At 72.8% G+C, this 22858-nt stretch carries 26 protein-coding genes; 7 read left to right on the forward strand and 19 right to left on the reverse strand.

What is annotated here, in order from left to right:
* Window positions 1–52 precede the first annotated feature (52 nt).
* Window positions 53–448, reverse strand: coding sequence for an ATP-binding protein (locus ACZ514_RS29705; RefSeq protein ID WP_469126119.1), 396 nt, complete (start codon window positions 446–448; stop codon window positions 53–55).
* A gap of 113 nt (window positions 449–561) precedes the next feature.
* Between ACZ514_RS29705 and ACZ514_RS29710 the strand changes: the two genes are divergently transcribed.
* Together ACZ514_RS29710 and ACZ514_RS29715 are read left to right on the forward strand one after the other, a co-directional pair.
* The gene (locus ACZ514_RS29710) at window positions 562–1386 is read left to right on the forward strand and encodes a helix-turn-helix domain-containing protein (RefSeq protein WP_469126120.1); all 825 of its coding nucleotides are present in this window, start codon (window positions 562–564) and stop codon (window positions 1384–1386) included.
* Window positions 1383–1622, forward strand: coding sequence for a DUF397 domain-containing protein (locus tag ACZ514_RS29715; protein ID WP_469126121.1), 240 nt, complete (start codon window positions 1383–1385; stop codon window positions 1620–1622). Before ACZ514_RS29710 ends, ACZ514_RS29715 begins: the two co-directional genes overlap by 4 nt.
* 16 nt (window positions 1623–1638) lie before the next feature.
* Here ACZ514_RS29715 and ACZ514_RS29720 read toward each other — a convergent pair whose 3' ends face one another.
* Both ACZ514_RS29720 and ACZ514_RS29725 read right to left on the reverse strand, forming a co-directional pair.
* Complete coding sequence (locus tag ACZ514_RS29720; protein WP_468167433.1) at window positions 1639–1911, reverse strand: DUF1876 domain-containing protein; 273 nt, start codon at window positions 1909–1911, stop codon at window positions 1639–1641.
* A 48-nt stretch (window positions 1912–1959) separates the two neighbouring features.
* Window positions 1960–2772 (reverse strand): TetR/AcrR family transcriptional regulator, encoded by an 813-nt coding sequence (locus ACZ514_RS29725; RefSeq protein ID WP_469126122.1) that lies wholly within the window; start codon window positions 2770–2772, stop codon window positions 1960–1962.
* Window positions 2773–2835: 63 nt separating this feature from the next.
* On the opposite strand from ACZ514_RS29725, the gene ACZ514_RS29730 reads away from it, so the two are divergent.
* Both ACZ514_RS29730 and ACZ514_RS29735 read left to right on the forward strand, forming a co-directional pair.
* Window positions 2836–3762 (forward strand): ATP-binding cassette domain-containing protein, encoded by a 927-nt coding sequence (locus tag ACZ514_RS29730; RefSeq protein ID WP_469126123.1) that lies wholly within the window; start codon window positions 2836–2838, stop codon window positions 3760–3762.
* Window positions 3759–4508: an ABC transporter permease gene (locus ACZ514_RS29735; RefSeq protein WP_468167427.1), complete on the forward strand. Its 750-nt coding sequence runs from the start codon at window positions 3759–3761 to the stop codon at window positions 4506–4508. Before ACZ514_RS29730 ends, ACZ514_RS29735 begins: the two co-directional genes overlap by 4 nt.
* 124 nt (window positions 4509–4632) lie before the next feature.
* Here ACZ514_RS29735 and ACZ514_RS29740 read toward each other — a convergent pair whose 3' ends face one another.
* The 8 genes from ACZ514_RS29740 to ACZ514_RS29775 form a co-directional block, all read right to left on the reverse strand.
* A complete protein-coding gene (locus tag ACZ514_RS29740) occupies window positions 4633–4905 on the reverse strand; it encodes a DUF1876 domain-containing protein (protein ID WP_468167425.1) in 273 nt (90 codons plus the stop codon).
* 155 nt (window positions 4906–5060) lie between these two features.
* Window positions 5061–6062: a porphobilinogen synthase gene (hemB, locus tag ACZ514_RS29745; protein ID WP_468167423.1), complete on the reverse strand. Its 1002-nt coding sequence runs from the start codon at window positions 6060–6062 to the stop codon at window positions 5061–5063.
* 77 nt (window positions 6063–6139) lie between these two features.
* Complete coding sequence (locus tag ACZ514_RS29750) at window positions 6140–6508, reverse strand: hypothetical protein (RefSeq protein WP_468167421.1); 369 nt, start codon at window positions 6506–6508, stop codon at window positions 6140–6142.
* Between the two features lie 142 nt (window positions 6509–6650).
* Entirely contained in the window at window positions 6651–8336 is a 1686-nt protein-coding gene (locus ACZ514_RS29755) for a bifunctional uroporphyrinogen-III C-methyltransferase/uroporphyrinogen-III synthase (RefSeq protein WP_388939528.1), read from the reverse strand.
* A complete protein-coding gene (gene hemC / locus ACZ514_RS29760) occupies window positions 8333–9301 on the reverse strand; it encodes a hydroxymethylbilane synthase (protein ID WP_469126124.1) in 969 nt (322 codons plus the stop codon). The genes ACZ514_RS29755 and hemC overlap by 4 nt, the downstream gene beginning before the upstream one ends.
* Window positions 9298–11013 (reverse strand): glutamyl-tRNA reductase, encoded by a 1716-nt coding sequence (locus ACZ514_RS29765; protein ID WP_469126125.1) that lies wholly within the window; start codon window positions 11011–11013, stop codon window positions 9298–9300. The genes hemC and ACZ514_RS29765 overlap by 4 nt, the downstream gene beginning before the upstream one ends.
* Window positions 11010–11852 (reverse strand): redox-sensing transcriptional repressor Rex, encoded by an 843-nt coding sequence (locus ACZ514_RS29770; RefSeq protein ID WP_468167416.1) that lies wholly within the window; start codon window positions 11850–11852, stop codon window positions 11010–11012. Before ACZ514_RS29770 ends, ACZ514_RS29765 begins: the two co-directional genes overlap by 4 nt.
* A 273-nt stretch (window positions 11853–12125) precedes the next feature.
* The gene (locus ACZ514_RS29775) at window positions 12126–12404 is read right to left on the reverse strand and encodes a glutaredoxin family protein (RefSeq protein WP_469126126.1); all 279 of its coding nucleotides are present in this window, start codon (window positions 12402–12404) and stop codon (window positions 12126–12128) included.
* 99 nt (window positions 12405–12503) lie between these two features.
* Between ACZ514_RS29775 and ACZ514_RS29780 the strand changes: the two genes are divergently transcribed.
* From ACZ514_RS29780 to ACZ514_RS29790, 3 genes are all read left to right on the forward strand, one after another.
* Window positions 12504–13469 (forward strand): HAD family hydrolase, encoded by a 966-nt coding sequence (locus ACZ514_RS29780; protein WP_468700891.1) that lies wholly within the window; start codon window positions 12504–12506, stop codon window positions 13467–13469.
* Window positions 13470–13809: 340 nt separating this feature from the next.
* The gene (locus ACZ514_RS29785) at window positions 13810–14613 is read left to right on the forward strand and encodes an ECF subfamily RNA polymerase sigma factor, BldN family (protein WP_388939539.1); all 804 of its coding nucleotides are present in this window, start codon (window positions 13810–13812) and stop codon (window positions 14611–14613) included.
* Window positions 14614–14843: 230 nt separating this feature from the next.
* Window positions 14844–16052: a DUF5667 domain-containing protein gene (locus tag ACZ514_RS29790; RefSeq protein WP_469126127.1), complete on the forward strand. Its 1209-nt coding sequence runs from the start codon at window positions 14844–14846 to the stop codon at window positions 16050–16052.
* A gap of 118 nt (window positions 16053–16170) precedes the next feature.
* Here ACZ514_RS29790 and ACZ514_RS29795 read toward each other — a convergent pair whose 3' ends face one another.
* From ACZ514_RS29795 to ACZ514_RS29830, 8 genes are all read right to left on the reverse strand, one after another.
* Window positions 16171–17172 (reverse strand): lysophospholipid acyltransferase family protein, encoded by a 1002-nt coding sequence (locus ACZ514_RS29795; protein WP_469126128.1) that lies wholly within the window; start codon window positions 17170–17172, stop codon window positions 16171–16173.
* Window positions 17172–18224 (reverse strand): NAD-dependent epimerase/dehydratase family protein, encoded by a 1053-nt coding sequence (locus ACZ514_RS29800; protein ID WP_468167406.1) that lies wholly within the window; start codon window positions 18222–18224, stop codon window positions 17172–17174. Before ACZ514_RS29800 ends, ACZ514_RS29795 begins: the two co-directional genes overlap by 1 nt.
* 96 nt (window positions 18225–18320) lie before the next feature.
* Window positions 18321–18419 (reverse strand): 30S ribosomal protein bS22, encoded by a 99-nt coding sequence (locus ACZ514_RS29805; protein ID WP_003948845.1) that lies wholly within the window; start codon window positions 18417–18419, stop codon window positions 18321–18323.
* Between the two features lie 143 nt (window positions 18420–18562).
* Complete coding sequence (locus ACZ514_RS29810; protein ID WP_162688852.1) at window positions 18563–18772, reverse strand: helix-turn-helix domain-containing protein; 210 nt, start codon at window positions 18770–18772, stop codon at window positions 18563–18565.
* Between the two features lie 115 nt (window positions 18773–18887).
* A complete protein-coding gene (locus tag ACZ514_RS29815; protein ID WP_468167404.1) occupies window positions 18888–19718 on the reverse strand; it encodes a phosphatase in 831 nt (276 codons plus the stop codon).
* 91 nt (window positions 19719–19809) lie between these two features.
* Window positions 19810–20958 carry an acetoin utilization protein AcuC gene (locus ACZ514_RS29820; protein WP_468167893.1) on the reverse strand — a complete coding sequence of 383 codons (1149 nt, stop codon included), beginning with the start codon at window positions 20956–20958 and terminating at the stop codon, window positions 19810–19812.
* The gene (locus ACZ514_RS29825; protein WP_469126129.1) at window positions 20930–22153 is read right to left on the reverse strand and encodes an MFS transporter; all 1224 of its coding nucleotides are present in this window, start codon (window positions 22151–22153) and stop codon (window positions 20930–20932) included. The genes ACZ514_RS29820 and ACZ514_RS29825 overlap by 29 nt, the downstream gene beginning before the upstream one ends.
* 43 nt (window positions 22154–22196) lie before the next feature.
* Window positions 22197–22697 (reverse strand): HAD-IA family hydrolase, encoded by a 501-nt coding sequence (locus ACZ514_RS29830; RefSeq protein ID WP_468167400.1) that lies wholly within the window; start codon window positions 22695–22697, stop codon window positions 22197–22199.
* Between the last annotated feature and the right edge of the window lie 161 nt (window positions 22698–22858).

Genomic DNA, 22858 nt, shown 5'->3' on the forward strand with positions numbered 1-22858 from the left:
CCACGGACGCCCCATTGATCCCCCTCCGGTCCGATCCTCCGCTCAGCCGAAGCTAGCAGCCGCCCGGGCCGAACTCCGCCCACACCACCTTTCCCGGCCGCCTCGGCAGCACCCCCCAGGCGTCCGCGACCCCGGCCACGAGCAGCAGCCCGCGCCCGGGCGGCCCGCCCGCGATCCGGGAGAGCCCGGGCCCGCTGTCGTGCACCTCGACGCGCACGCAGCAGCCGAAGTTCAGCAGCCGCAGCCGGTACGAGCGCCCGCGCGGGACCCCGTACCGCAGGGCGTTGGTGGCCAGCTCGCTGACGCACAGCACGACGTCGTCCCGCCGGCCGGCGACGTCCCAGGCGGCGAGGGTCTCGCGGGTGAAGGCCCGCGCGGTGGCGACGGTCTGGAAGGCCCGGGGGAACAACCGCTCGCGCATCAGGCCGGGTTGAGTATTTAGGTTCACGGGACGATGGTGGCGTGGTGTGACTAGCCTGTGACCCTGCGCCAACCCGTACTCCTTCATGAGTACGGGTCGGCGAGGGGTAATCCACGTCCAAAGGCGGGGAGTCCATCGCCATGCCACCCAAGAAGCGCCCGCGCCCCAACGCGACGACCATGAAGATGGTCGGCCGCCAGGTAGCCGCCGCCAGGGCCGCCAAGGGCCTGACCCAGAAGGAACTCGCCGCACTGATCACGGTGGACGAGGAGACCATCGCCTCCATCGAGCAGGGCCGCCGCGCCCTCATGCCGCACGTTGCCGAACTGATGGACATACACCTGGGCCTGCCAGGCACGCTGATCATCGCGGCCAATGAGATGCCGGCCTTCGACACGACGCCCCCGTGGGCCGAGGAGTACATGGACCGCGAGTACACGGCGGTCACCCTCTCCTGGTACGACAACCAAGTCGTACCAGGCCTGCTCCAGACGGAGGCGTACGCCCGGGCCGTATTCAAGTGCCGCGTGCCCGCCTATCAGGAGGAGGAGATCGAGGCGCTCACGGCCGACCGCGTGGCGCGCCAGGAGATACTGCGCCGCAAGACACCGCCGACCCTGAGCTTCATCATCTGGGAACCGGTGGTCGTGCACCGCATCGGCGGCCCTGAGGCCTATGAGGAGCAGCTCCGGCACTTGATCGCCTGTGCGGAACTTCCGGACGTCTCCATCCAAGTAATGCCCCTCGAACAGGGCGCGCACTCGGCCCTCGACGGCCCCTTCACCCTGCTCGAAACACACGACCACCAGCACTTCGGCTACTCCGAAGGCCAGCGAGGCAGTCGGCTCATCTCAGACCCAGGCGAGGTCAGCATCCTGGCCCGCCGGTATGCAATGCTGCGGACACAGGCCCTCAACACCGAGCAGACGCGAGGCCTGTTGGAGCGCCTGCTAGGAGAGGTATGAGCACCACACTGAAGTGGTTCAAGTCCAGCTACAGCGGCAGCGATGGCGGCCAGTGCCTCGAAGTAGCGGTCGCTTGGCGCAAGTCGACCCACAGCGGAAGCAACGGCGGCAACTGCGTCGAGGTCGCCACCTCCCCCGCCGCCGTCCACGTCCGGGACTCCAAGGTCACCGACGGGCCCGTCCTGGCCCTCGCCCCCGCGAGCTGGGCGGCGCTGACCGGCTGGGTCGGCCGGTAGCACCGCCCGGGCGGGATCAGCGTGTGATCGGGTACGACGTGCGTCCCGACGCCGCGTCGATCTCGTCGTGCGCCTTGGTGAGCAACTGTTCCTTCAGATCGTTGAGCGCGCGCGCCGCCGCGAGCTCCTCGCCCACCCTGGGCTGGTTGCCGTCACTGGGGTGACGGCTGGCGTAGCCGTGCGAGCGCAGCTCGCTCCCGTCCGGGAGCCGGACGAGGGCGGCGGCGCGGGTGCGTTCGTCGTCCTCCTGGAACTTGACGTCGACGTGCCATCCGACGGCATCCTTCATGGCGATCACCTCCGTGCCCGCTGCTTTCCAGGGTGCACCCGCGTCCGCCTACACGCTCGGCGGAGCCTCTCGCTCCGCGATCAGGCGGGCCAGGCCGTCGAGGATCCGGTCCAGGCCGAAGCGGAACTGGAAGTCGGGCTCGCCGGAGCCCGTGAAGGCGTCCGATTCCAGCAGCCGCGTCAGCGCCGGGTGGCTTTCCGGGGCGGTCAGCAGGCGCAGGGTGGTCACGTACCGGCCCATGACCTGGTCCGGGGGGACGCCGCCCTTGATGATGGCGTCCATCATGTCGGCGGCCATGGTGGCCTCGTTCCGTACGAGGCCGCCGATCAGGATGATCGCCGAGAGCTTCTCGCCCTCCTCCAGGGCCGTGCCGGCCATGGAGGCGAGGCCGCGTTCCATCCAGGCGAGCTGGTTCGGTGAGGCCGGCGGGGCCGTGAGCGGGATGCGCAGGATCCACGGCTTCGACATGAGCAGGGTGCGCTGGGCGTACGCCCAGTCGGTCAGCAGTTCCCGCCAGCCCCACCCTCCGGCCTCGGGCGGGAGCGGGGGCGGGGTGCCGACGCCCGCTTCCGACATCAGGATGTACAGCTCTTCCTTCGCCGTGACGTAGCGGTAGAGGGACATCGTGGAGACGCCCAGTTCCTTGGCCACGCGGCCCATGGAGACGGCGTCCATGCCCTCGCCGGCGGCCAGGGCCACGGCCGCGTCGACGATCTTCGCCAGGGTGAGGGTGGGGCGCGGGCCCTTGCCGGGGCGTTCGCGCAGGCCCCAGGCCATCTGCAGGCTGACCGGGAGGCCGGTCGCGTCCGCCGGGTCCTTCTCCATCGCCGCCCCCTCCCGTCCCGAGTCGTTGACCCACATCCTAGTTCTGTGTATTACTTACACAGAAGCGCGTAACCCATACGCAGAAGGGACCGTGTGTCCATGACCACGAACGACCCCGCCCTGTACGCCCGCGGCCTGACCAAGTCCTACGGCGGCACCCGCGTCCTCGACGGCCTCGACCTCGCCGTCCCCCGCGGCTCCGTCCTCGCCCTCCTCGGCCCCAACGGTGCGGGCAAGACCACCTCCGTCCGCATCCTCGCCACCCTCACCGCACCGGACTCCGGGACCGCGCGCGTGGCCGGGCACGACATCACCGGGGCACGGGCCCGCGTACGCCGGAAGATCGCCCTGACCGGGCAGTTCGCGGCCCTGGACGACCTCCAGACCGGCGCCGAGACACTGCGCATGACGGGCCGGCTCAACGGACTGTCCGCACGCGACGCCCGCGCCCGCGCCGCCGAACTCCTCGACCGCTTCGGCCTCGCCGGGGCCGCCGACCGCCTCGCCCGGACCTACTCGGGCGGGATGCGGCGGCGCCTGGACCTCGCCGCGAGCCTCGTCGGCAGACCCGAGGTGCTCTTCCTGGACGAACCCACCACCGGACTCGACCCGCGCAGCCGCCTCGAACTGTGGGAGGTCGTACGGGAGATGCGCGCCGACGGCACCACCGTCCTGCTCACCACCCAGTACCTGGAGGAGGCCGACCGGCTCGCCGACCGGGTCACCGTCCTGGAGGCCGGCCGGATCGCCGCCGAGGGCACCCCGGCCGAGCTGAAGGCCCGGGTCGCCGGACACCGCCTCGACCTCACCCTGACCAGCCGCAAGGCCTACGAGACCCTCGCCGCCCGCGCCGTGCACCACGCACCCGACGAACTGACGCTCGGCCTGGCCACCGACGGCTCCGCCGCCCACGTACGGGCCCTGCTCGACGAACTCGACCCCGACCGCACCGTCGTCGGCCGCTTCACCGTGCGCACCGCCACCCTCGACGACGTCTTCCTCGCCCTGACGGGAGCCGCCCGGTGAACAACGCCACCGCCCTCACCCTGACCGGACGCAGCCTGCGCATCAGCCGCCGCAGCCCGGACGCGCTGATCGCCGCCCTGATGCTGCCGGTGATGCTGATGCTGATCTTCGTCTACTTCTTCGGCGGGGCCATCGACACCGGCACGGAGTACGTGACGTACGTGGTCCCGGGGGCCATGCTGCTGTGCGCGGGCTTCGGCGCGGCGAGCACGGCCGTGAGCGTGGCCGACGACATGAAGAACGGCGTCATCGACCGCTTCCGCTCCCTCGACGTCGGCGGCCTGCCGATCCTGGCCGGGCACGTCACGGCCTCGGTCGTACGGAACCTGCTCTCCACCACCCTGGTGCTGGCCGTCGCCCTCGCCATCGGCTTCCGCCCCTCCGGCGGCCCGCTCGCCCTGCTCGCCGCCGCCGGGCTGCTCGTCGCGTACATCACGGCGATCTCCTGGCTCGCGGCCTCCCTCGGACTGCTGGCCCGGAGCCCCGAGGCGGCCGGCGGGTTCACCTTCCTGATGATGTTCCTGCCCTACCCCTCCAGCGCCTTCGTCCCCATCGACACCATGCCCTCCTGGCTGCACGGCTTCGCCGGGCACCAGCCGCTGACCCCGGTCATCGAATCGCTGCGGGCCCTGCTGCTGGACCAGCCCGCCGGGAACACCCCCTGGACGGCCCTCGCCTGGTGCGCGGGGATCACCGCCCTGGCGCTGACGCTGGCGGCGGCCCTGTTCCGCCACCGGACCCGCTGACCGCCCCGGCCGGCCCGGACCGGTGCCCCGGCCGCCCCTCCCACCGGACGGGGGCGCGGCGCAGGGCCCGCGCCGGAGTCCGGCGCGGGCCCTCGATCGGACCGGCGGTCAAGGGGTCGGCGGGTCAGTGGGTCAGCGGGTAGGAGTGCTTCCCCGAGACCTCGTCGATCTCCGTGTGCGCCTTCTGGAGCAGCTGGGACGCGAGATCCATGAGCGCCCGCGCGCCCGCGATCTCCTCCCCGACCCGCAGCTGCTCCGGATCGGAGGGATGGCGCATGGCGTAGCCGCGCGCCCTCAGTTCGCAGCCGTCACCGAGTCTGAGCAGGGCCGCCGCACCGGTGCGGTGGCCGTCCTCGGTGAACTCCAGCTCCACGTGCCATCCGGCGAGCGTGGCCATGCCGGATCACCTCCACAGTCGGACTACCCCTCCAGGGTGCGCCCGCCCCACCGGGCCCGCGCGGCGGGCCCGGGCCGCCGGCCCCCTCCGCGAACGGTCCCCGGCGCCCCCGGGGTACGGGCCCGGCCGGCCCGTAGCCGGGAAAAGGGCCCGGCCTAGCGCTCGGCGCGCAGGCGGAGCGCGACCTCGGTCGCCCAGTACGTCAGGATCGTGTCCGCGCCCGCCCGCTTGATGCCGAGCAGCGTCTCCATGATCGCCCGGTCACGCTCGATCCAGCCCTTCTCCGCGGCCGCCTCGACCATCGCGTACTCGCCGCTGATCTGGTACGCGGCCACCGGCACGTCCACGGCCTCCGCGACCCGGTGCAGGATGTCGAGGTAGGGGCCGGCCGGCTTCACCATGACCATGTCGGCGCCCTCCTCCAGGTCCAGCGCCAGCTCCCGCAGCGACTCGCGGGCGTTCGCCGGGTCCTGCTGGTAGGTCTTGCGGTCGCCCTGGAGGGAGGAGGCGACGGCCTCGCGGAAGGGACCGTAGAAGGCGGAGGAGTACTTCGCCGTGTAGGCCAGGACCGCCACGTCCTCGTGGCCCGTCTCGTCCAGCGCGTCACGGATGACACCGACCTGGCCGTCCATCATGCCGCTCGGGCCCACCACGTGGACGCCCGCGTCGGCCTGGACCTGCGCCATCTCCGCGTACCGCTCCAGCGTCGCGTCGTTGTCGACGCGGCCGTGCTCGTCGAGGACACCGCAGTGGCCGTGGTCGGTGTACTCGTCCAGGCACAGGTCCGACATGATCACCAGGTCGTCGCCGACCTCGGCCCTCACGTCCCGGATCGCGACCTGGAGGATGCCGTCCGGCTCCGTGCCCGCCGTGCCCAGCGCGTCCTTGTTCTCGTCCGCCGGGACACCGAAGAGCATGATCCCCGAGACCCCCGCCTCGACCGCCTCGACGGCGGCCTTCCGCAGCGTGTCCCGGGTGTGCTGGACCACGCCGGGCATCGCCGAGATGGGCAGCGGCTCGCTGATGCCCTCCCGCACGAACGCCGGCAGGATCAGGTCCGAGGGGTGCAGCCGGTACTCCGCGACCATCCGCCGCATCGCCGGGGTGGTGCGCAGCCGGCGGGGCCGCGAACCGGGGAAGGATCCGTACGCGCTCATCTTCTCGTCGCCTCTTCGAGCATCGACAGCAGTCGGGACAAGGGTAGGCCCGGCTCCGCCCCGTCCCCGGCCACCCCCTACGGCCAGTCGACCATCGCCATGAAGACGAGCCAGCCCAGCAGCACCAGCCCCGGCGCGGCCAGCGCCAGCTTGACGCGCCGGGCGGAGTTGCGGACCTTCCACGGCAGGGCCCAGCACACCACCAGCAGGACCAGCACGAGCACCAGACCCGGCCAGAACACCGTCCAGGCCGTCTCGAAACTCCGGTGGAAGGCGCGGGCGGGCTCCCCGTTGCAGTTGCCGCACGCCATCGGCGAGAGCATCGCGTACACCAGCGACACGAAGGCCATCGGCAGCGTCAGCAGCGTGGAGAGCAGCGGAGCCACGAAGGCCCGCCGGTCCCGGGCGTCTTCGGCGGGGGCCGCGGCGGGGGTGTTCTCGGTCATGTGCCCACTGAACCGCCCGCCGGGCCCCGCCGGCATCCGCGCGGCTACTCAGCCCGCTACTCAGCCGCCCCGGGTACCCGCCCCGCACACGCCGAAGGGGCCCGGGGCGCGCACCGCACCCGGGCCCCTCCAGCCGCTCACCTCACGTGGCGCGACGCCGGCGCGCGCCCGGACGGCGCTCGCTCGGGCGGGCCACCGTCTCACCGGCCGCCTTGGCCGCCTCCCGGCGCGCCTCCCCGTACGCGGCCAGCGCCTCCGCCAGCTTGCCCACGCTCGGCTCCGGCGACAGCACGTCCACGCGCAGCCCGTGCTCCTCCGCCGTCTTGGCCGTCGCCGGCCCGATACAGGCGATGACGGTCACGTTGTGCGGCTTGCCGGCGATACCGACCAGGTTGCGCACCGTCGAGGACGAGGTGAACAGCACGGCGTCGAAACCGCCGCCCTTGATCGCCTCACGGGTGTCCGCCGGAGGCGGCGAGGCCCGCACCGTCCGGTAGGCCGTGACGTCGTCGACCTCCCAGCCCAGCTCTATCAGCCCGGCCACCAGCGTCTCGGTGGCGATGTCGGCGCGCGGCAGGAAGACGCGGTCGATCGGGTCGAAGACCGGGTCGTACGGCGGCCAGTCCTCCAGCAGCCCGGCCGCCGACTGCTCACCGCTCGGCACCAGGTCCGGCTTCACGCCGAACTCCACCAGCGCCGCCGCGGTCTGCTCGCCCACCGCGGCGACCTTGATGCCCGCGAAGGCGCGCGCGTCGAGCCCGTACTCCTCGAACTTCTCCCGCACCGCCTTGACGGCGTTCACCGACGTGAAGGCGATCCACTCGTACCGGCCCGTCACCAGGCCCTTGACCGCCCGCTCCATCTGCTGCGGGGTGCGCGGCGGCTCCACGGCGATGGTCGGCACCTCGTGGGGCACCGCGCCGTACGAACGCAGCTGGTCGGAGAGCGAGGCGGCCTGCTCCTTCGTACGCGGTACGAGGACCCGCCAGCCGAACAGCGGCTTCGACTCGAACCAGGCCAGCTCCTCGCGCCGCGCCGCGGCCCCCCGCTCGCCGACCACGGCTATGACCGGGCGCGAACCCTCCGGGGAGGGGAGCACCTTGCCCTGCTTGAACACCTGGGCGATCGTGCCCAGGGTCGCGCTCCAGGTCCGCTGCCGGGTCGTCGTACCGCCCACGGTCACCGTGAGCGGCGTCTCCGGCTTGCGGCCCGCCGACACCAGTTCGGCGGCCGCGCTCGCGACCGTCTCCAGCGTCGCCGAGACGACCACGCCGCAGTCGCTCGCGCCGACCTCGCTCCAGCAGCGCGCCGAGGCGTGCCGCGCGTCCACGAAGCGCACGTCCGCGCCCTGCTCACCGCGCAGCGGCACACCCGCGTACGCGGGCACGCCGACGGCGGTCGCCACACCGGGCACCACCTCGAAGGGGATGCCCTGGTGGGCGCAGGCGAGCATCTCCTCGGCCGCGTTCCCCTCCAGCCCGGGGTCGCCGGTCACCGCACGGACGACCCGCCTGCCGGAGCGCGCGGCCTCCATGACAAGATTGGCGACGTCCGCGGCGGTCGACGGAGTACGGATCGCCGGGACACCGGCGGCGGCTGACGCCTCGTCGGCGACCGTCAGCTGAGGCGTGTCGACACCCGCGCGCGCGTGGGTCCGTACGACCTCGAGCACCTCGGGCTCCGCGATCAGTACGTCCGCGGCGGCGAGCGCCTCCACGGCGCGCAGCGTGAGCAGACCCGGGTCGCCCGGACCCGCACCGAGGAAGGTGACGAGCCCGGGGGCGGCTACGCCCGCGAAGGGGGAGGTGGTGGGGCTTGAGGGGTTCAAAGGGATCGCTCCCCCATCAGACCGGCCGCGCCCTTCGCCAGCATCTCGTCCGCGAGTTCGCGGCCGAGCGCCATGGCCTCGTCGTAAGACTGGGGCACGGGACCGGTGGTGGACAGCTGCACCAGCGTCGAACCGTCGAGGGTCCCGACGACACCACGCAGGCGCATTTCATTGACATTCCGCCCGTCGCCCAGCAGGTCGGCGAGCGCGCCCACGGGTGCGCTGCACCCGGCCTCCAGGGCTGCGAGGAGCGCGCGCTCCGCGGTCACGGCGGCCCGCGTGTGCGGGTCGTCGAGCCGGCCGAGCGCGGAGATGAGGTCCGCGTCGGACGCGAGGCACTCCACGGCCAGGGCACCCTGGCCGGGCGCGGGCAGCACGTTGTCGACCGCCAGCAGGTCGGTCGCCTCGTCGACGCGGCCGATCCGGTTCAGGCCGGCCGCGGCCAGCACGACCGCGTCGAGCTCGCCGGCGCGCACGTAGCCGATCCGGGTGTCGACGTTGCCGCGGATCGCGACGGTCTCGACGGACTTGCCCAGGCTGCGGGCGTACGCGTTCAGCTGCGCCATCCGGCGCGGCGAACCGGTGCCCACGCGGGCGCCGTCCGGCAGCTGCTCGAAGGTCAGGCCGTCGCGGGCCACGAGCGCGTCGCGCGGGTCCTCGCGCTCCGGCATGGCCGCGATGACCAGCTCGTCGGGCTGCGCGGTCGGCAGGTCCTTCAGCGAGTGCACGGCGAAGTCGACCTCGCCGCGGACCAGCGCCTCGCGCAGGGCCGTGACGAACACGCCGGTGCCGCCGATCTGCGCGAGGTTCTCGCGGGAGACGTCACCGTAGGTCGTGATCTCCACGAGCTCGACGGGCCGGCCGGTGATCGCCCGTACCGCCTCGGCGACGTGCCCGGACTGGGACATGGCCAGCTTGCTGCGTCGCGTGCCAAGCCGGAGGGGCTGGTCGGGACGTGTGTTCATGATGCCCGTCCTGGGTCGTCGTTCTTCGGATCGGCCGCGTCCGCCCGGCTGACGGATGCCACCGTCTGAGGGTCGAGGTCGAAGAGTTCGCGCAGCGCCTCCGCGTACCCGGCGCCGCCGGGCTCGCTCGCGAGCTGCTTGACGCGCACGGTCGGCGCGTGGAGGAGCTTGTCGACGACGCGGCGCACGGTCTGGGTGACCTCCGCGCGCTGCCGCTCGTCGAGATCGGGTACCCGCCCGTCGAGCCGTGCCACCTCCATGGCGACGACCTCGGCGGCCATCGCCCGCAGGGCGACGACGGTGGGCGTGATGTGCGCGGCCCGCTGCGCGGCGCCGAAGGCGGCCACCTCACCGGCGACGATGCCGCGCACGGCGTCGACGTCGGCGGCCATGGGCGCGTCGGCGGAGGCCTCGGCGAGGCTCTCGATGTCGACGAGCCGCACGCCCGGGACGCGGTGCGCGGCGGCGTCGATGTCCCGGGGCATGGCCAGGTCCAGCAGGGCCAGCCGTACGGGGACGGCCCCGTCCGTCTGGCTCCGCGCCGCCCGGCGCGGCTGCCGCTGCGCGGCGGCCTCGCCCTGGTCGGCCCAGGTCCCGTGCAGTTCGAGGGAGCCCGCGTCGACCCCGGCCAGGGCGGAGCGCCCGTCGCCGGCGGAGGCGTCCGCCCCGACGGGGCAGCCGTCGGCCTCGGCGGCGGAGGCAGCCGTGATGGTGCGCGCGGCACCCGCGTCGGCGAGCCGCCGTCCGCCCTCGGCGGCGGCCACGAGCCGGGCCACCACCTCGGCGTCGACGGCCGCGCCGCCGGCGTGCGCGTCGCGGCCGCCCGCGTCCGGCGCCGCCGGCGCCTGCGGCGCGGCGGACCCGGGGGCGTGCCCGGAGGCGGACAGCGCGAGGGCGACGTCGTCCCCGGTCAGCACCAGTCCGGTGGCCCCGGTGCAGGACACGACCACGTCGACGCGCGCCAGCTCGTCCGTGAGGGTGGACATCGGAACGGCCCGCGCCGCGACACCAGTGCCCGAGGCAACCAAAATCTCCGCGAGACGTTCCGCCCGCTCCGCGGTCCGGTTCGCCACGACCACCTCGGCGACACCCACCCGCGCCAGCGTCGCCGCCGCCAGCGAGGACATCGAACCGGCGCCGATCACCAGCGCCCGCTTGCCGGCGGCCCACTCGCCCACCGGCAGGTTCACCGCGAGCTGCTCCAGCCCGAACGTCACCAGCGACTGCCCGGCCCGGTCGATCCCGGTCTCCGAGTGCGCCCGCTTGCCGACGCGCAGCGCCTGCTGGAAGAGGTCGTTGATCAGCCGGCCGGCCGTGTGGAGCTCCTGCCCCAGGGCCAGCGCGTCCTTGATCTGGCCGAGGATCTGGCCCTCGCCGACGACCATCGAGTCCAGCCCGCACGCCACCGAGAACAGGTGGTGCACGGCCCGGTCCTCGTAGTGCACGTACAGGTAGGGGGTGAGCTCCTCCAGGGCGACCCCGCTGTGCTGCGCGAGCAGCGTCGACAGCTCGGCGACACCCGCGTGGAACTTGTCCACGTCCGCGTACAGCTCGATGCGGTTGCAGGTGGCGAGGACGGCGGCCTCGGCCGCCGGCTCGGCGGCCAGGGTGTCGTGGAGCAGCTTGGCCTTGGCGTCGGCGGACAGCGAGGCCCGCTCCAGCACGCTCACCGGCGCGCTGCGGTGGCTCAGGCCTACGACGAGCAGACTCATGCCGGCATCACCGCCGGCACGTCGCCCTCGGGGCCGCCCTTGCGCGCGGCCGCGGCGGCCCGCCCGGCCGGCGGCTCGACGGCGGCGACGGGCGCGGCGCCGGCGCCGGTGGCGGCGCCGGGTGTGGCGACCGCGTCCGCGCCGGACACGGCGACGGCGTCCGCGTCCGTGCCGGACTCGCCCGCCTTGCGCTGCTCGTGGAACGCCAGGATCTGGAGCTCGATGGACAGGTCGACCTTGCGCACGTCCACGCCGTCCGGCACGGACAGCACGGTCGGCGCGAAGTTCAGGATGGAGGTGACACCGGCGGCGATCAGCCGCTCGCTGACCTGCTGCGCCGCGCCCGCCGGCGTGGCGATGACGCCGATGGAGACGCCGTTCTCCTCGATGATCCTCTCGAGGTCGTCGGTGTGCTGCACGGGCATGCCGGCCACCGGCTTGCCGGCCATCGCCGGGTCGGCGTCGATCAGCGCCGCCACGCGGAAGCCGCGCGAGGCGAAACCGCCGTAGTTGGCGAGGGCCGCGCCGAGGTTGCCGATGCCGACGATGACGACCGGCCAGTCCTGGGTCAGGCCGAGCTCGCGGGAGATCTGGTAGACGAGGTACTCGACGTCGTAGCCGACGCCGCGCGTCCCGTACGAACCGAGGTACGAGAAGTCCTTGCGCAGCTTCGCGGAGTTGACTCCGGCGGCGGCCGCGAGCTCCTCGGAGGACACCGTGGGCACCGATCGCTCGGAGAGCGCGGTGAGGGCGCGCAAGTACAGCGGAAGCCGGGCGACAGTGGCCTCGGGAATACCTCGGCTGCGGGTCGCCGGTCGGTGAGTTCGGCCAGTTGCCACGATGCTCCTGCGGGATGAGCGGGGCTGCAGGCGGCCTTTTGTCCCAGGACCGCCCCGTCGAATGCAGGCTATGTCTTTGTGAACGCGTGCACAAAGATTGTGTCCGCTTTGTCCGAGCAAAGTGACCGGGGTCACGCGGGCTGGGCGGAGGGGGACCGGACCGCGAACGGGCCGAACCCGTTCAAATCCCGAGGGGGGCAAAACGGTACACACTCCTCATCGATACGCCCCCGAGTCCCCATAAATCGCCCATGATGGTAACGGGCGAAACGGTCAGGCTCCCAACGCCCGCCGCAGCCGGTCGGGGTTCACCCTCCAGAAGGTGTGCTGTTCGCCGTCGACGAGCACCACCGGGATCTGCTCCCAGTACAGCCGGTACAGCTCCTCGTCCTGCGAGATGTCCTTCTTCTCCCACCGCGCGCCCGTCTCGGCGCACACCTTCTCGATCACCTCCTGGGCGTCGTCGCAGAGGTGGCACCCCGGCTTCCCCACGAGCGTCACCGTCCGCTCGTCGGGACGCTTCTTTTCCTTACGGCGCAGCAGAGGACTCATGCGGCCATTGTCCCGCGCCGGAGCGGGGGGTCCGAAGAGTTAACCGGCCCGTCTCCCGGCGGTTCGGGATCTCCCGAACACAATGGCTATGCTCGCGTCATGGCCGCTCTCGGATGGCTCACTCCCCGTAAGCGCTCCGCGACCGCGCGGAGCGTGCTGGCTGGCGAGGCCTCGGCCGAGGCCGCCCGCAAGACCGCGCGGGCCCTCGCGCCGGAGGCCCCGACCGAGGCGCCACCGGAAACCGCGCCCGAAGCCGTACGCGAGGCGGCCGAGCCGGAGTTCCCCGTCCACGGCGACGACCTCGCCGCCGCCTTCTTCGACCTCGACAACACCGTCATGCAGGGCGCCGCGATCTTCCACTTCGGCCGCGGCCTCTACAAGCGCGAGTTCTTCCGCCGCCGCGAACTGGCCCGCTTCGCCTGGCAGCAGGCCTGGTTCCGGCTCGCCGGGGTCGAGGACCCCGAGCACATGCAGGACGCCCGCGACAGCGCCCTGTCCATCGTCAAGGGCCACAAGGTCTCCGAACTCACCGCCATCGGCGAGGAGATCTACGACGAGTACATGGCGGAGCGGATCTGGCCGGGCACCCGCGCCCTGGCGCAGGCACACCTCGACGCCGGCCAGAAGGTGTGGCTGGTCACCGCCGCCCCCGTCGAGACGGCCACGATCATCGCCCGCCGCCTCGGCCTGACCGGCGCCCTGGGCACCGTCGCCGAGTCCGTGGACGGGATCTACACCGGACGCCTGGTCGGCGAGCCGCTGCACGGCCCCGCGAAGGCGGAGGCGGTGCGCGCGCTGGCCGCCGCCGAGGGCCTCGACCTCGAACGCTGCGCGGCGTACAGCGATTCGCACAACGACATCCCGATGCTGTCCCTGGTCGGACATCCGTACGCGATCAATCCCGACACAAAACTGCGCAAGCATGCCCGCGCCCACGACTGGCGGCTGCGCGACTATCGGACCGGCCGCAAGGCCGTGAAGGTCGGCGTCCCGGCCGCCGCGGGAGTCGGCGCGATCGCGGGCGGCGCGGCCGCCGCCATCGCCCTGCACCGGCGCCGCCGGTAGCAACGCCGGGCCGGGGCCTTCCCCCTGGCCGCCCGGCGGTCATTCGCTCCCCTCTACCCGCGCCGTCGGCGCGGCACTCCGGCCTGCCCGACCCGGTCGTGAGCCAGCGTGGAAGCGTCCATTCCGCGTCGCCAAGCGATCAGGAATCGATCACCAACCGGGCCTGAATATGCCCTCGACACGCAACAGAAATGTCGGAACCGGTGATTTAGGCAACTGGGTGTAGCGCTGCCTGTACGAAGCGTTATTCTCCTCAAACGCATGCCGCCGCCCATCTGTCGCCACGACGGGTGAACGGTCCCGCACTGCACGTGATGGAAGCTCTGCCTCTGGGAGTCCCGTGTACCCACCTGTCGGGGTTGACGCCTCGGGCCTGGCTACGCTGCGCGCGACGGTCCTCGACCACCTGCGCGGCTTCGTCCCCACCGCGTACGCCGTCCCCGCCCTCGCCGCCGCGGTCCCTGCCGGCCTCGGCCCGGCCGGCCCCTGCTACGCCCTGACGGACGGCGGAGCCACCGTGGGCAGACGCGGCCGCCCGGCCGCCGCCGCCGGCGGAACCAGCACGCCCACCGCCCGCCGCCCCACCGCGGACAGCGACCAGGCCCGCATGATGGACCTGGTCGAACGCGCCCAGGCCGGCGAGGCGGACGCCTTCGGCCGCCTCTATGACCAGTACAGCGACACGGTGTACCGCTACATCTACTACCGCGTCGGCGGCAAGGCGACCGCGGAGGACCTCACCAGTGAGACCTTCCTGCGGGCGCTGCGCCGCATCTCCACCTTCACCTGGCAGGGCCGTGACTTCGGCGCCTGGCTGGTGACCATCGCACGGAACCTGGTGGCGGACCACTTCAAGTCCAGCCGCTTCCGCCTGGAGGTCACCACCGGCGAGATGCTCGACGCCAACGAGGTGGAGCGCAGCCCCGAGGACTCCGTCCTGGAGTCCCTCTCCAACGCGGCCCTGCTCGAAGCCGTACGGAAGCTGAACCCCCAGCAGCAGGAGTGCGTCACCTTGCGCTTCCTCCAGGGCCTCTCGGTCGCCGAGACCGCCCGGGTGATGGGCAAGAACGAAGGAGCCATCAAGACGCTCCAGTACCGGGCGGTCCGCACCCTGGCCCGCCTGCTGCCGGACGACGCCCGCTGACCCCCTCCCGCACGACCCGACCTCACACCCGGTGACCCCTCGATGACGCTGTGGTCCGATCATCCTTCGTCCGTAACCCAAGTGCCGCGCCGCTCGTTGTGCGGAATGCAGGCTCCCTGTGGACACGCCCTGCCCGAAGCCGCTCACCCGAAAGTGTGGATGTGCTCAAGGAAGGCAACCTTCCGGACACCTGGGGGAGTCGATCGTCATGACGAGAGGAGGTGCCGCCAGTGATCGCGAACGTGACTCCGCACCGGCGGGCGAACGCCTTCGCCCAGGCCCTGGAGGACCGGACCGCGTCCGGTCTTTCAGAACCGGACCCGGCGGCCGAGCAGCCCGAGGCACCTGCCGAATCCGCCGACCACGAACGGTTGTTGGCCCTGGCGAGCGTGCTCGGCGAAATGCCGCGCCCGGTGCTGGACCCCGAGGTCAAAGTGGTGCAACGAGCACAGCTCGTCGCCGCCATGGAGGCCATGGTGATGGAGGAGAGGGCCGGGGGCGGTGCCGCCGCGGACCCTCTGGTGCCCGAGCAGCGGACCGGCCGCGGCGCCCACCGGGCGACCTCGCTCCGGAAATTGCGGCCCCGCTCCCGCTGGTCCAAGGGCATCGCAGCGGGGGGCCTCACCGTGGGTGTGGCCGCAGGGGCCTTCAGCGGAGTGGCCGCTGCCAGCACCGACGCCCTGCCCGGTGATCCCCTCTACCCGGTCAAACTGGGTATGGAGGACCTGAAGCTGGGCATGGCCGACGAGGGCGCGGACCGGGGCGAGGTCTACCTCGACCGGGCCTCCAACCGCATGTCCGAAGCGCGCCGGCTGATGGAGCGCGGTCGCTCCGGGCCCCTGGACCACGAGGTCCTGGGCGCGATCCGGCGGGCGCTGGCAGGCATGCAGCACGACGCGGCGGAGGGCCACCGGCTGCTCCAGGCCGCCTACGAGCGGGACGGTTCGCTCGGCCCGATCCAGACCCTGTCCTCGTTCTCCCACTCGCACCGCGACGCCTGGGGCCGGATCCGTTCCAGCCTGCCGCCGCAGCTCATGGACGTGGGGAACCAGGTCACCTCGGTCTTCCAGGCCATAGACGATGAGGTGGCGCCGCTCCAGGGCCTCCTGCCCAAGCCCCCGGAGCAGCACCGCACGGCCCCGGGCGGGGCCCCGGGCGGGCCGAGCGCCACGGCTCCGGGCAAGCAGCGGTCCGCGCCGGCACCGGACGGCCCCGCGACGGCCCAGTCCCCCGCCGCCCCCAGCCCCTCCGGAAGCCACGCCCCGGCCCCCGGCAGCGGCCTCCTGGGCGGCACGGGCAACCTGCTCGACCCGCCGGCGCAAGGCCAGTCCGCCCCGCCCCCGGCGAACCCGGCACAGCCCCAGCCGGACATCACCCTCCCGCCGCTCCTCCCGGGCCTCCTCCCGGGCCTGGGCATCCAGGCGGAGGACGCCGAGTAACGAGCGGAACGCCAGGCGCGGTCGGCACCCCGACCCCGCCTGGCGTTCCCGCACGGGCATCAGCAGCCCGGACACCAACAGCACGAGTACCCGAAGCACGAGTACCGGAGCACGGACCTCAGAAGAAGACGGACCTCCGCTGCACCAGCAGCTTGTACAGCGTGTGCTGGATCTGCTCCCGCACCTGGTCCGTCAGGTTGAACATCAGCATCGGGTCCTCGGCGGCCTCCGGCGCGTACCCGTCCGTCGGGATCGGCTCCCCGAACTGGATGGTCCACTTCGTCGGCAGCGGCACCGCCCCCAACGGCCCGAGCCACGGGAACGTCGGCGTCACCGGGAAGTACGGGAGGCCCAGCAGGCGCGCCAGCGTCTTCGCGTTCCCGATCATCGGGTAGATCTCCTCCGCCCCCACGATCGAGCACGGCACGATCGGCGTGCCCGCCCGCAGCGCCGTCGAGACGAACCCGCCCCGCCCGAACCGCTGGAGCTTGTACCGCTCACCGAACGGCTTCCCTATCCCCTTGAAGCCCTCCGGCATCACCCCCACCAGCTCGCCGCCCTCCAGCAGCCGCTGCGCGTCCTCCGCGCACGCCAGCGTGTGACCGGCCTTCCGCGCGAGTTCGTTCACCACCGGCAGCATGAACACCAGGTCCGCCGCCAGCAGCCGCAGGTGCCGCTCGGCCGGGTGGTGGTCGTGGACGGCGACCTGGAGCATCAGCCCGTCCAGCGGGAGCGTCCCCGAGTGGTTGGCGACGATCAGCGCGCCGCCCTCCTTCGGGATGTTCTCGACGCCCTTGACCTCCACCCGGAAGTACGTGTCGAACAACGGGCGCATCAAGGACATCAGGACCTGGTCCGTCAGCTCCTTGTCGTAGCCGAACTCGTCGACCTCGTACTCGCCCGTGATCCGCCGCCGCAGGAACGCCAGCCCGCCCGCGATCCGCCGGTCCCAGCTGCCGTCACCCCCCGCCCGCGCGGCGCCGGCCCGCGGCCCGTCCAGGGGCTCCACGGCCGGCCGTACCGCCTCCGGCGGGTCCGGGACCGCCCGTACCGTCCGGGCCGCGCCGGACCGCCGGCGCGGCCGGTCCTCGTCGAACGGGATGACCTTGGCGTCGGCCACTATCGCTCCACTCCCTCGTCAACGTCCAACAGCTCCGCGATCCGCCCCACGGCCCGCCCCACCCGCTCCGGCGGCAGCAGCCCGCCGCCCCGGCTCCGCGCGAAGTCCGCGAAGGTCTCGGCGGTCGTGTACATCGGCCGGAAGCCCAGCGTCTCCCGCATCTGCGTGGTCTCCACGACCCGCCCGTACGTCAGCAGCCGGACCTGCTCCGGCGAGAAGTCCGTCGCCCCCACCGCCCGCAGCGCCTGCCCCACCCACGTCACCGCGGGCAGCGGGAAGGGCACCGCCGGCCGCCCCAGCCGCCGCGCGCACTGCGACAGCAACAGCACCCCGTCGCCCGCGATGTTGAAGGTCCCGCTGTTCAGCGTCCCCCGCTCGGGCTCCCCCGCCGCCAGCCGCAGCACGTCCATCACGTCGTCCTCGTGGACGAACTGGAGTCTCGGGTCGTACCCCAGCACCGTGGGCATCACCGGCATGGAGAAGTACTCGGCGAGCGCCGAGTCCGCGAACGGCCCCAGGATGTTCGCGAAGCGCAGCACGCACACCGCCACGTCCGGCCGCCGGCGCGCGAATCCCCGTACGTAGCCCTCGACCTCGGCGGCGTCCTTAGCGAAGCCTCCCGCCGGCAGCGTCTTCGGCTGCGTGGTCTCCGTGAACACGGCCGGGTCCCGCGCCGTGCCCCCGTACACGCTGGTGCTCGACTTCACGACGAGCCGCCGTACCGTCGGGGACTTCTGGCAGGCCCCCAGCAGCTGCATGGTCCCGATGACGTTCGTTTCCTTGACGGCGCTGCGCCCGCCCGGCAGCCCCGCGGCGGCGCCGCCGGTGACCGCGAGATGGACCACCGTGTCCACGGCGTGCTCCGCGAGCACGCGGGCGATGCCCGACTGCCTGATGTCCGTCCGCACGAACTCGGCCGAACCGAGCCGGTGCGGCGGGCTCACCGCGTCGACCGCGATGACCCGTTCCACCCCGGGGTCGCGCTGGACGCGGCGCACGAAGCGGCCCCCCAGCTGCCGGGCTGCCCCGGTGACGAGCACGACCTTCCCCACGAGCTCAGCGCCTCCCTCGAAGAAGTACCCCCGGCTGCACCGCAGCCCCCCCACCAGAATGGTGGAGGGGCTGCGGAAAACACGTACAGCTGCCGTTTACTTCTTGTTACGGCGCTGGACGCGGGTGCGCTTGAGCAGCTTGCGGTGCTTCTTCTTGGCCATCCGCTTGCGCCGCTTCTTGATAACAGAGCCCACGACTACCCTCGCTCACTTCTCTTCACTGGTGCGGGGCGTCTGGGCCCACACGACCTACGTCGGCCTAGCCTACCCGCCCGAGGTCCGAGCTTGTAATCCGAGCCCTCCGCAGGTGTGGCCGAGCCTCGGCAGGATGCCGAATCTCACGCCGACTCCACCCCCACGAAGGACTCCCGGAGGTACTCGTGGACCGCGTTCTCGGGGACCCGGAAGGACCGGCCCACCCGGATCGCGGGCAGATGACCGTTGTGCACCAGCCGGTACACGGTCATCTTCGACACTCGCATCACCGAGGCGACCTCCGCCACGGTCAGGAACTGAACCTCGCTGAGAGGCCTCTCGCCAGCAGCCATGACACCCACCTGACCTTCCGCGCATGACGGGCACCGGCTTCCCCTCCGGTTACTCCTCGTCGTCGCACGCTCACTCCCCAGAGTAGGGGCGGGTGATACGAGTGGGGAAGAGGAGCTACGGCCACTCCTGACGCCCCGACAGCCCGGCACGGTGCAACACGTGCCGGATCAGCGGCCCGTAGTAGTCCGAGCGCACGCCGTCATCAAGCGGAACGGCCACCGCCACCCGCCCCTCGGCCTCCCCGACGAACAGCGCCGGATCGTCCGTATCGCCCAGCCCGATCGCCTCCACACCGAGCTGACCTGCGCCGCAGACCCACCCGTGGTCGCCCACCACCAGGCCCGGCAGCGGCCCCCCGGCCGCCGCCAGCGCGCCCAGCGCCAGCCGAACCGGCAGCGGCGAATGGGAGTGTGCGCCGGTGGCACTCCCGGCCCCCCGCGCGCCGGGCTCCCGCACCAGAGCGACCCCCCGTACGTAATCGATGCGGTGCGGGCGTACCCCGAACCGGGTCGGCATGTCGACACGCACCCCCTGCGCCGGAGTGAGGACAACACATCCCGCCGCCGACAACGCCCCGGCCAAGGCGGCGTAGAAGGGCAGGAGCCGGTGCGGGTGCCCCGTCCCCAGCAGCACGGGCGACCGGGCCGACGCCGCCACCGCCACACGCCGCGCGAAGGCCTCCAGGGCCGCCAGCGTCCGCTCCGGATCGATCACGTCCGGGCCCCTGACGTGCGACGGATCCGCCGACACCCCGCACTTGGCCGCCATCAGCCCCAGCAGCTCGCCCACGCCCCAGCGCCGCTCCGGCTCCAGCCCCAGCAACACCCGCGGATCCCCGGCCGCGAACAGCCGGTACCTGCGCAGGCTCTCCTCCCGCGTCGTGGCGACGGGCCCGGCCAACCGGGCGGCCAGCAGATGCGCACGTAACGCGCCGGTGCTCAACACGCTCCGATGCTGCCGCACCGGGTCCGCCGGTTCGTCAATTCCGCGGAACGGCCCCACAGTCGGCGTAACCGTGGCACGGCCCGACGCCCCGTCACACCAGCATCCCGCGCAACGGGAACACCGCCTTCCGTGTCGCCAGGACGGCCTGATCCGTACGGTCCGCCGGATCGTAACCGGCGTCCCAGTCCCGCCATCCCGGCGTCCGCCCGTCCGTCATCCGGGCCGGCCCCGGCTGCCGCGTCCGCGCGTACGCCTCGTCCCGCCACGACTGCGGCACCTCCGCCCGCGGATCCACCGGCCGGTGCGCCGCGATCCCCACCAGGTGCGTCCACGACCGCGGTACGACGTCCACCACCGCGTACCCGCCACCGCCCAGCGCCAGCCACCGCCCGCCCGCGTGCGCGTGGGCCAGGGTGTGACAGGCCTCCTGCACCGCGCGCTGCGCGTCCAGCGACACCGCCAGGTGCGCGAGCGGGTCCTCGACGTGCGTGTCGGCCCCGTGCTGGGTCACCAGCACCTGCGGCCGGAAGTCCGCCAGCAGCTCCGGCACCGTCGCGTGGAAGGCCCGCAGCCACCCCTCGTCCCCGGTCCCCGCCGGCAGCGCCACGTTCACCGCGCTCCCCTCGGCGCCCGGACCGCCCGTCTCCTCGGGCCATCCGGTCTGCGGGAACAGCGTCCGCGGGTGCTCGTGCAGCGACACCGTCAGCACCCGGGGGTCGTCCCAGAAGGCCGCCTGCACCCCGTCCCCGTGGTGCACGTCCACGTCCACGTACGCGACCCGCTCCGCGCCCAGCTCCAGCAGCCGCGCGATGGCCAGGGCCGCGTCGTTGTACACGCAGAACCCGGCCGCCCCGCCCGGCATCGCGTGGTGCAGCCCGCCCGCGAAGTTCACCGCGTGCCCGGCCTCCCCGCGCCACAGCGCCTCCGCCGCCGCCACCGACTGCCCGGCGATCAGCGCGGACGCCTCGTGGATCCCCGGAAAGGCCGGATCGTCGACCGTCCCCAGCCCGTACGCCCCGTCCGCCGCCCCCGGATCCGCCGACACGGCCCGCACCGCGGCCACGTAGTCCTCCCGGTGGACCAGCCGCAGCGTCGACTCCCCGGCCGCCCGGGCCGCCCGCACCTCCATCTCCCGGTCCAGCCCGAAGGCCCGGACCAGGCCCATGGTCAGCGCCAGGCGCACCGGGTCCATCGGATGACCCGGTCCGAAGTCATACCGCGTTACCGCCTCGTCCCACATCAACAGCCCGGTCATCGGCTCGCCGCTCATGCCCGACACCGTATCGGGCCCGGTCCGCGCCGAACGAGCGGGCGTGGAACAAGGTCACCAGCACCAGCACCATCGGCACCACCATCGCGCCCCGGTAGCTCCAGGCGTCCCCGATCCCGCCGACCAGCGGCGAACCGACCAGGAAGCCCACGTAGTTGAAGATGTTCAGCCGCGCCACCGCCGTGTCGGACGCTCCGGGGAAGAGCCGCCCCGCCGCCGCGAAGGTCTGCGGCACGATCACGCACAGCCCGATCCCCAGCAGGGTGAAGCCCAGCATCCCCACCCAGGCCCCCGGCGCCGCCGCCACCACCGCGAACCCGCCCGCCGCCACCACCGTCCCGGCCCGCACCACGGCCACCGCCCCGAACCGGCGCACCCCGAAGTCCCCGACGGCCCGCCCGGCCAGCGTCGTCACCATGTACACGTTGTAGGGGACCGTCGCCAGCTGCTCCGAGCCGCCCAGCACGTCCTGGAGGTACTTGGCACTCCAGTTCGCCACGGTCGAGTCGCCGATGTACGCGCACGCCATCACCAGGCACAGCGGCAGCAGCAGCTTCCCCCCGCCCGCCGGCCACCCCTGCCCGGCCTTCGCGGCGCCGGCCCGCGCGTCGACGTACGACCGGCTGGCCAGCAGCGCCGCCGGCAACAGCACCGCCACCGCCGGCAGGTACCCCGCGAACAGCGGCAGCCGCCAGTGCGCCCCCGCCCACGCCGCCGAGGCCCCGAGGATCCCGCCGAGGCTGTACGAGGCGTGGAAGCCCAGCATGATGCTGCGGCCGTACTGCCGCTGGAGGCTGACCCCCAGCATGTTCATCGAGGCGTCCAGCGCGCCCACCGCCAGCCCGAACACCCCCAGCGCCACCGCCACCTGCCCCATCCCGCGGCCGGCGCCCACCCCGAGCAGCGCCAGCAGGACGACGGGCTGCGCCCACCGCAGCACCGCGCTCGGCGCGACCCGCTTCACCAGGTGCTCGGTGGCGACGCTGGAGACCCCGGCGAGGACGGGCACGGCGGCGAGGAAGGCGGGCAGCAGCCCGTCGGATATCCCGTACCGGTCCTGGATGGCCGGGATCCGGGTCACCAGGAGGGCGAAGGCGACTCCCTGCACGAAGAAGCTGAACCCGAGCGCGCCGCGTCCACGGCGGAGCCGTGCGTCAACCGTCATGGCGGCACAGCGTAGGCCCCGCCACTACTGGTGGGTAGAGAGATCACACACCCAATCCGCCGCCCAGGCCGAGCAGGGACGACAACTCCTTCATCTCCCCGAAGCAGGCCGTGGCACCGGCGAGTTCCTCGGCGGGCAGCAGGGAGGTGAAGCCGAACACGTCCATTCCTGCGGCCCGGGCGGCCCGCACCCCGGCCGCGTCGGCCTCGACCACCACGCACCGGGCGGGGGCGACGCCCATCATGTCGGCGGCGTGGAGGAACAGGTCCGGAGCCGGCTTGTCCTGCCCGACGTCCTCCGCGCTGAAGATCCACTCCTCTTCGAACCACTCGCCCATGCCGGTCGCTTCGTGGGTGGCCCGGATCTGCTCGTGCCCGGAGGAGGAGGTCACGCAGTAGGGCATGCCGAGCGCGGACAGCGCCGCCAGCACCTCGGTCACCCCGGGCACGGGCCGTAGCTCGCGTGCGGACGGGATCGTATCGGAGAGCGGCTCACTGTCCACGAGGACGCCGTCGTTGTCGAAGATGACCAGCTCGTAGCCCATCAGGCCACCATACGAGCAGGGAGCCGGGGTCGACGGGAACCGCGTGCTGGTAAACGGCTGAACGCCCCCTGAACGCAGAAAAGCCCCGCACCAGAAGGTGCGGGGCTTTCCCACAATGATTGTTCGGCGGCGTCCTACTCTCCCACAGGGTCCCCCCTGCA

The sequence above is a fragment of the Streptomyces sp. NPDC034086 genome (assembly GCF_055575515.1).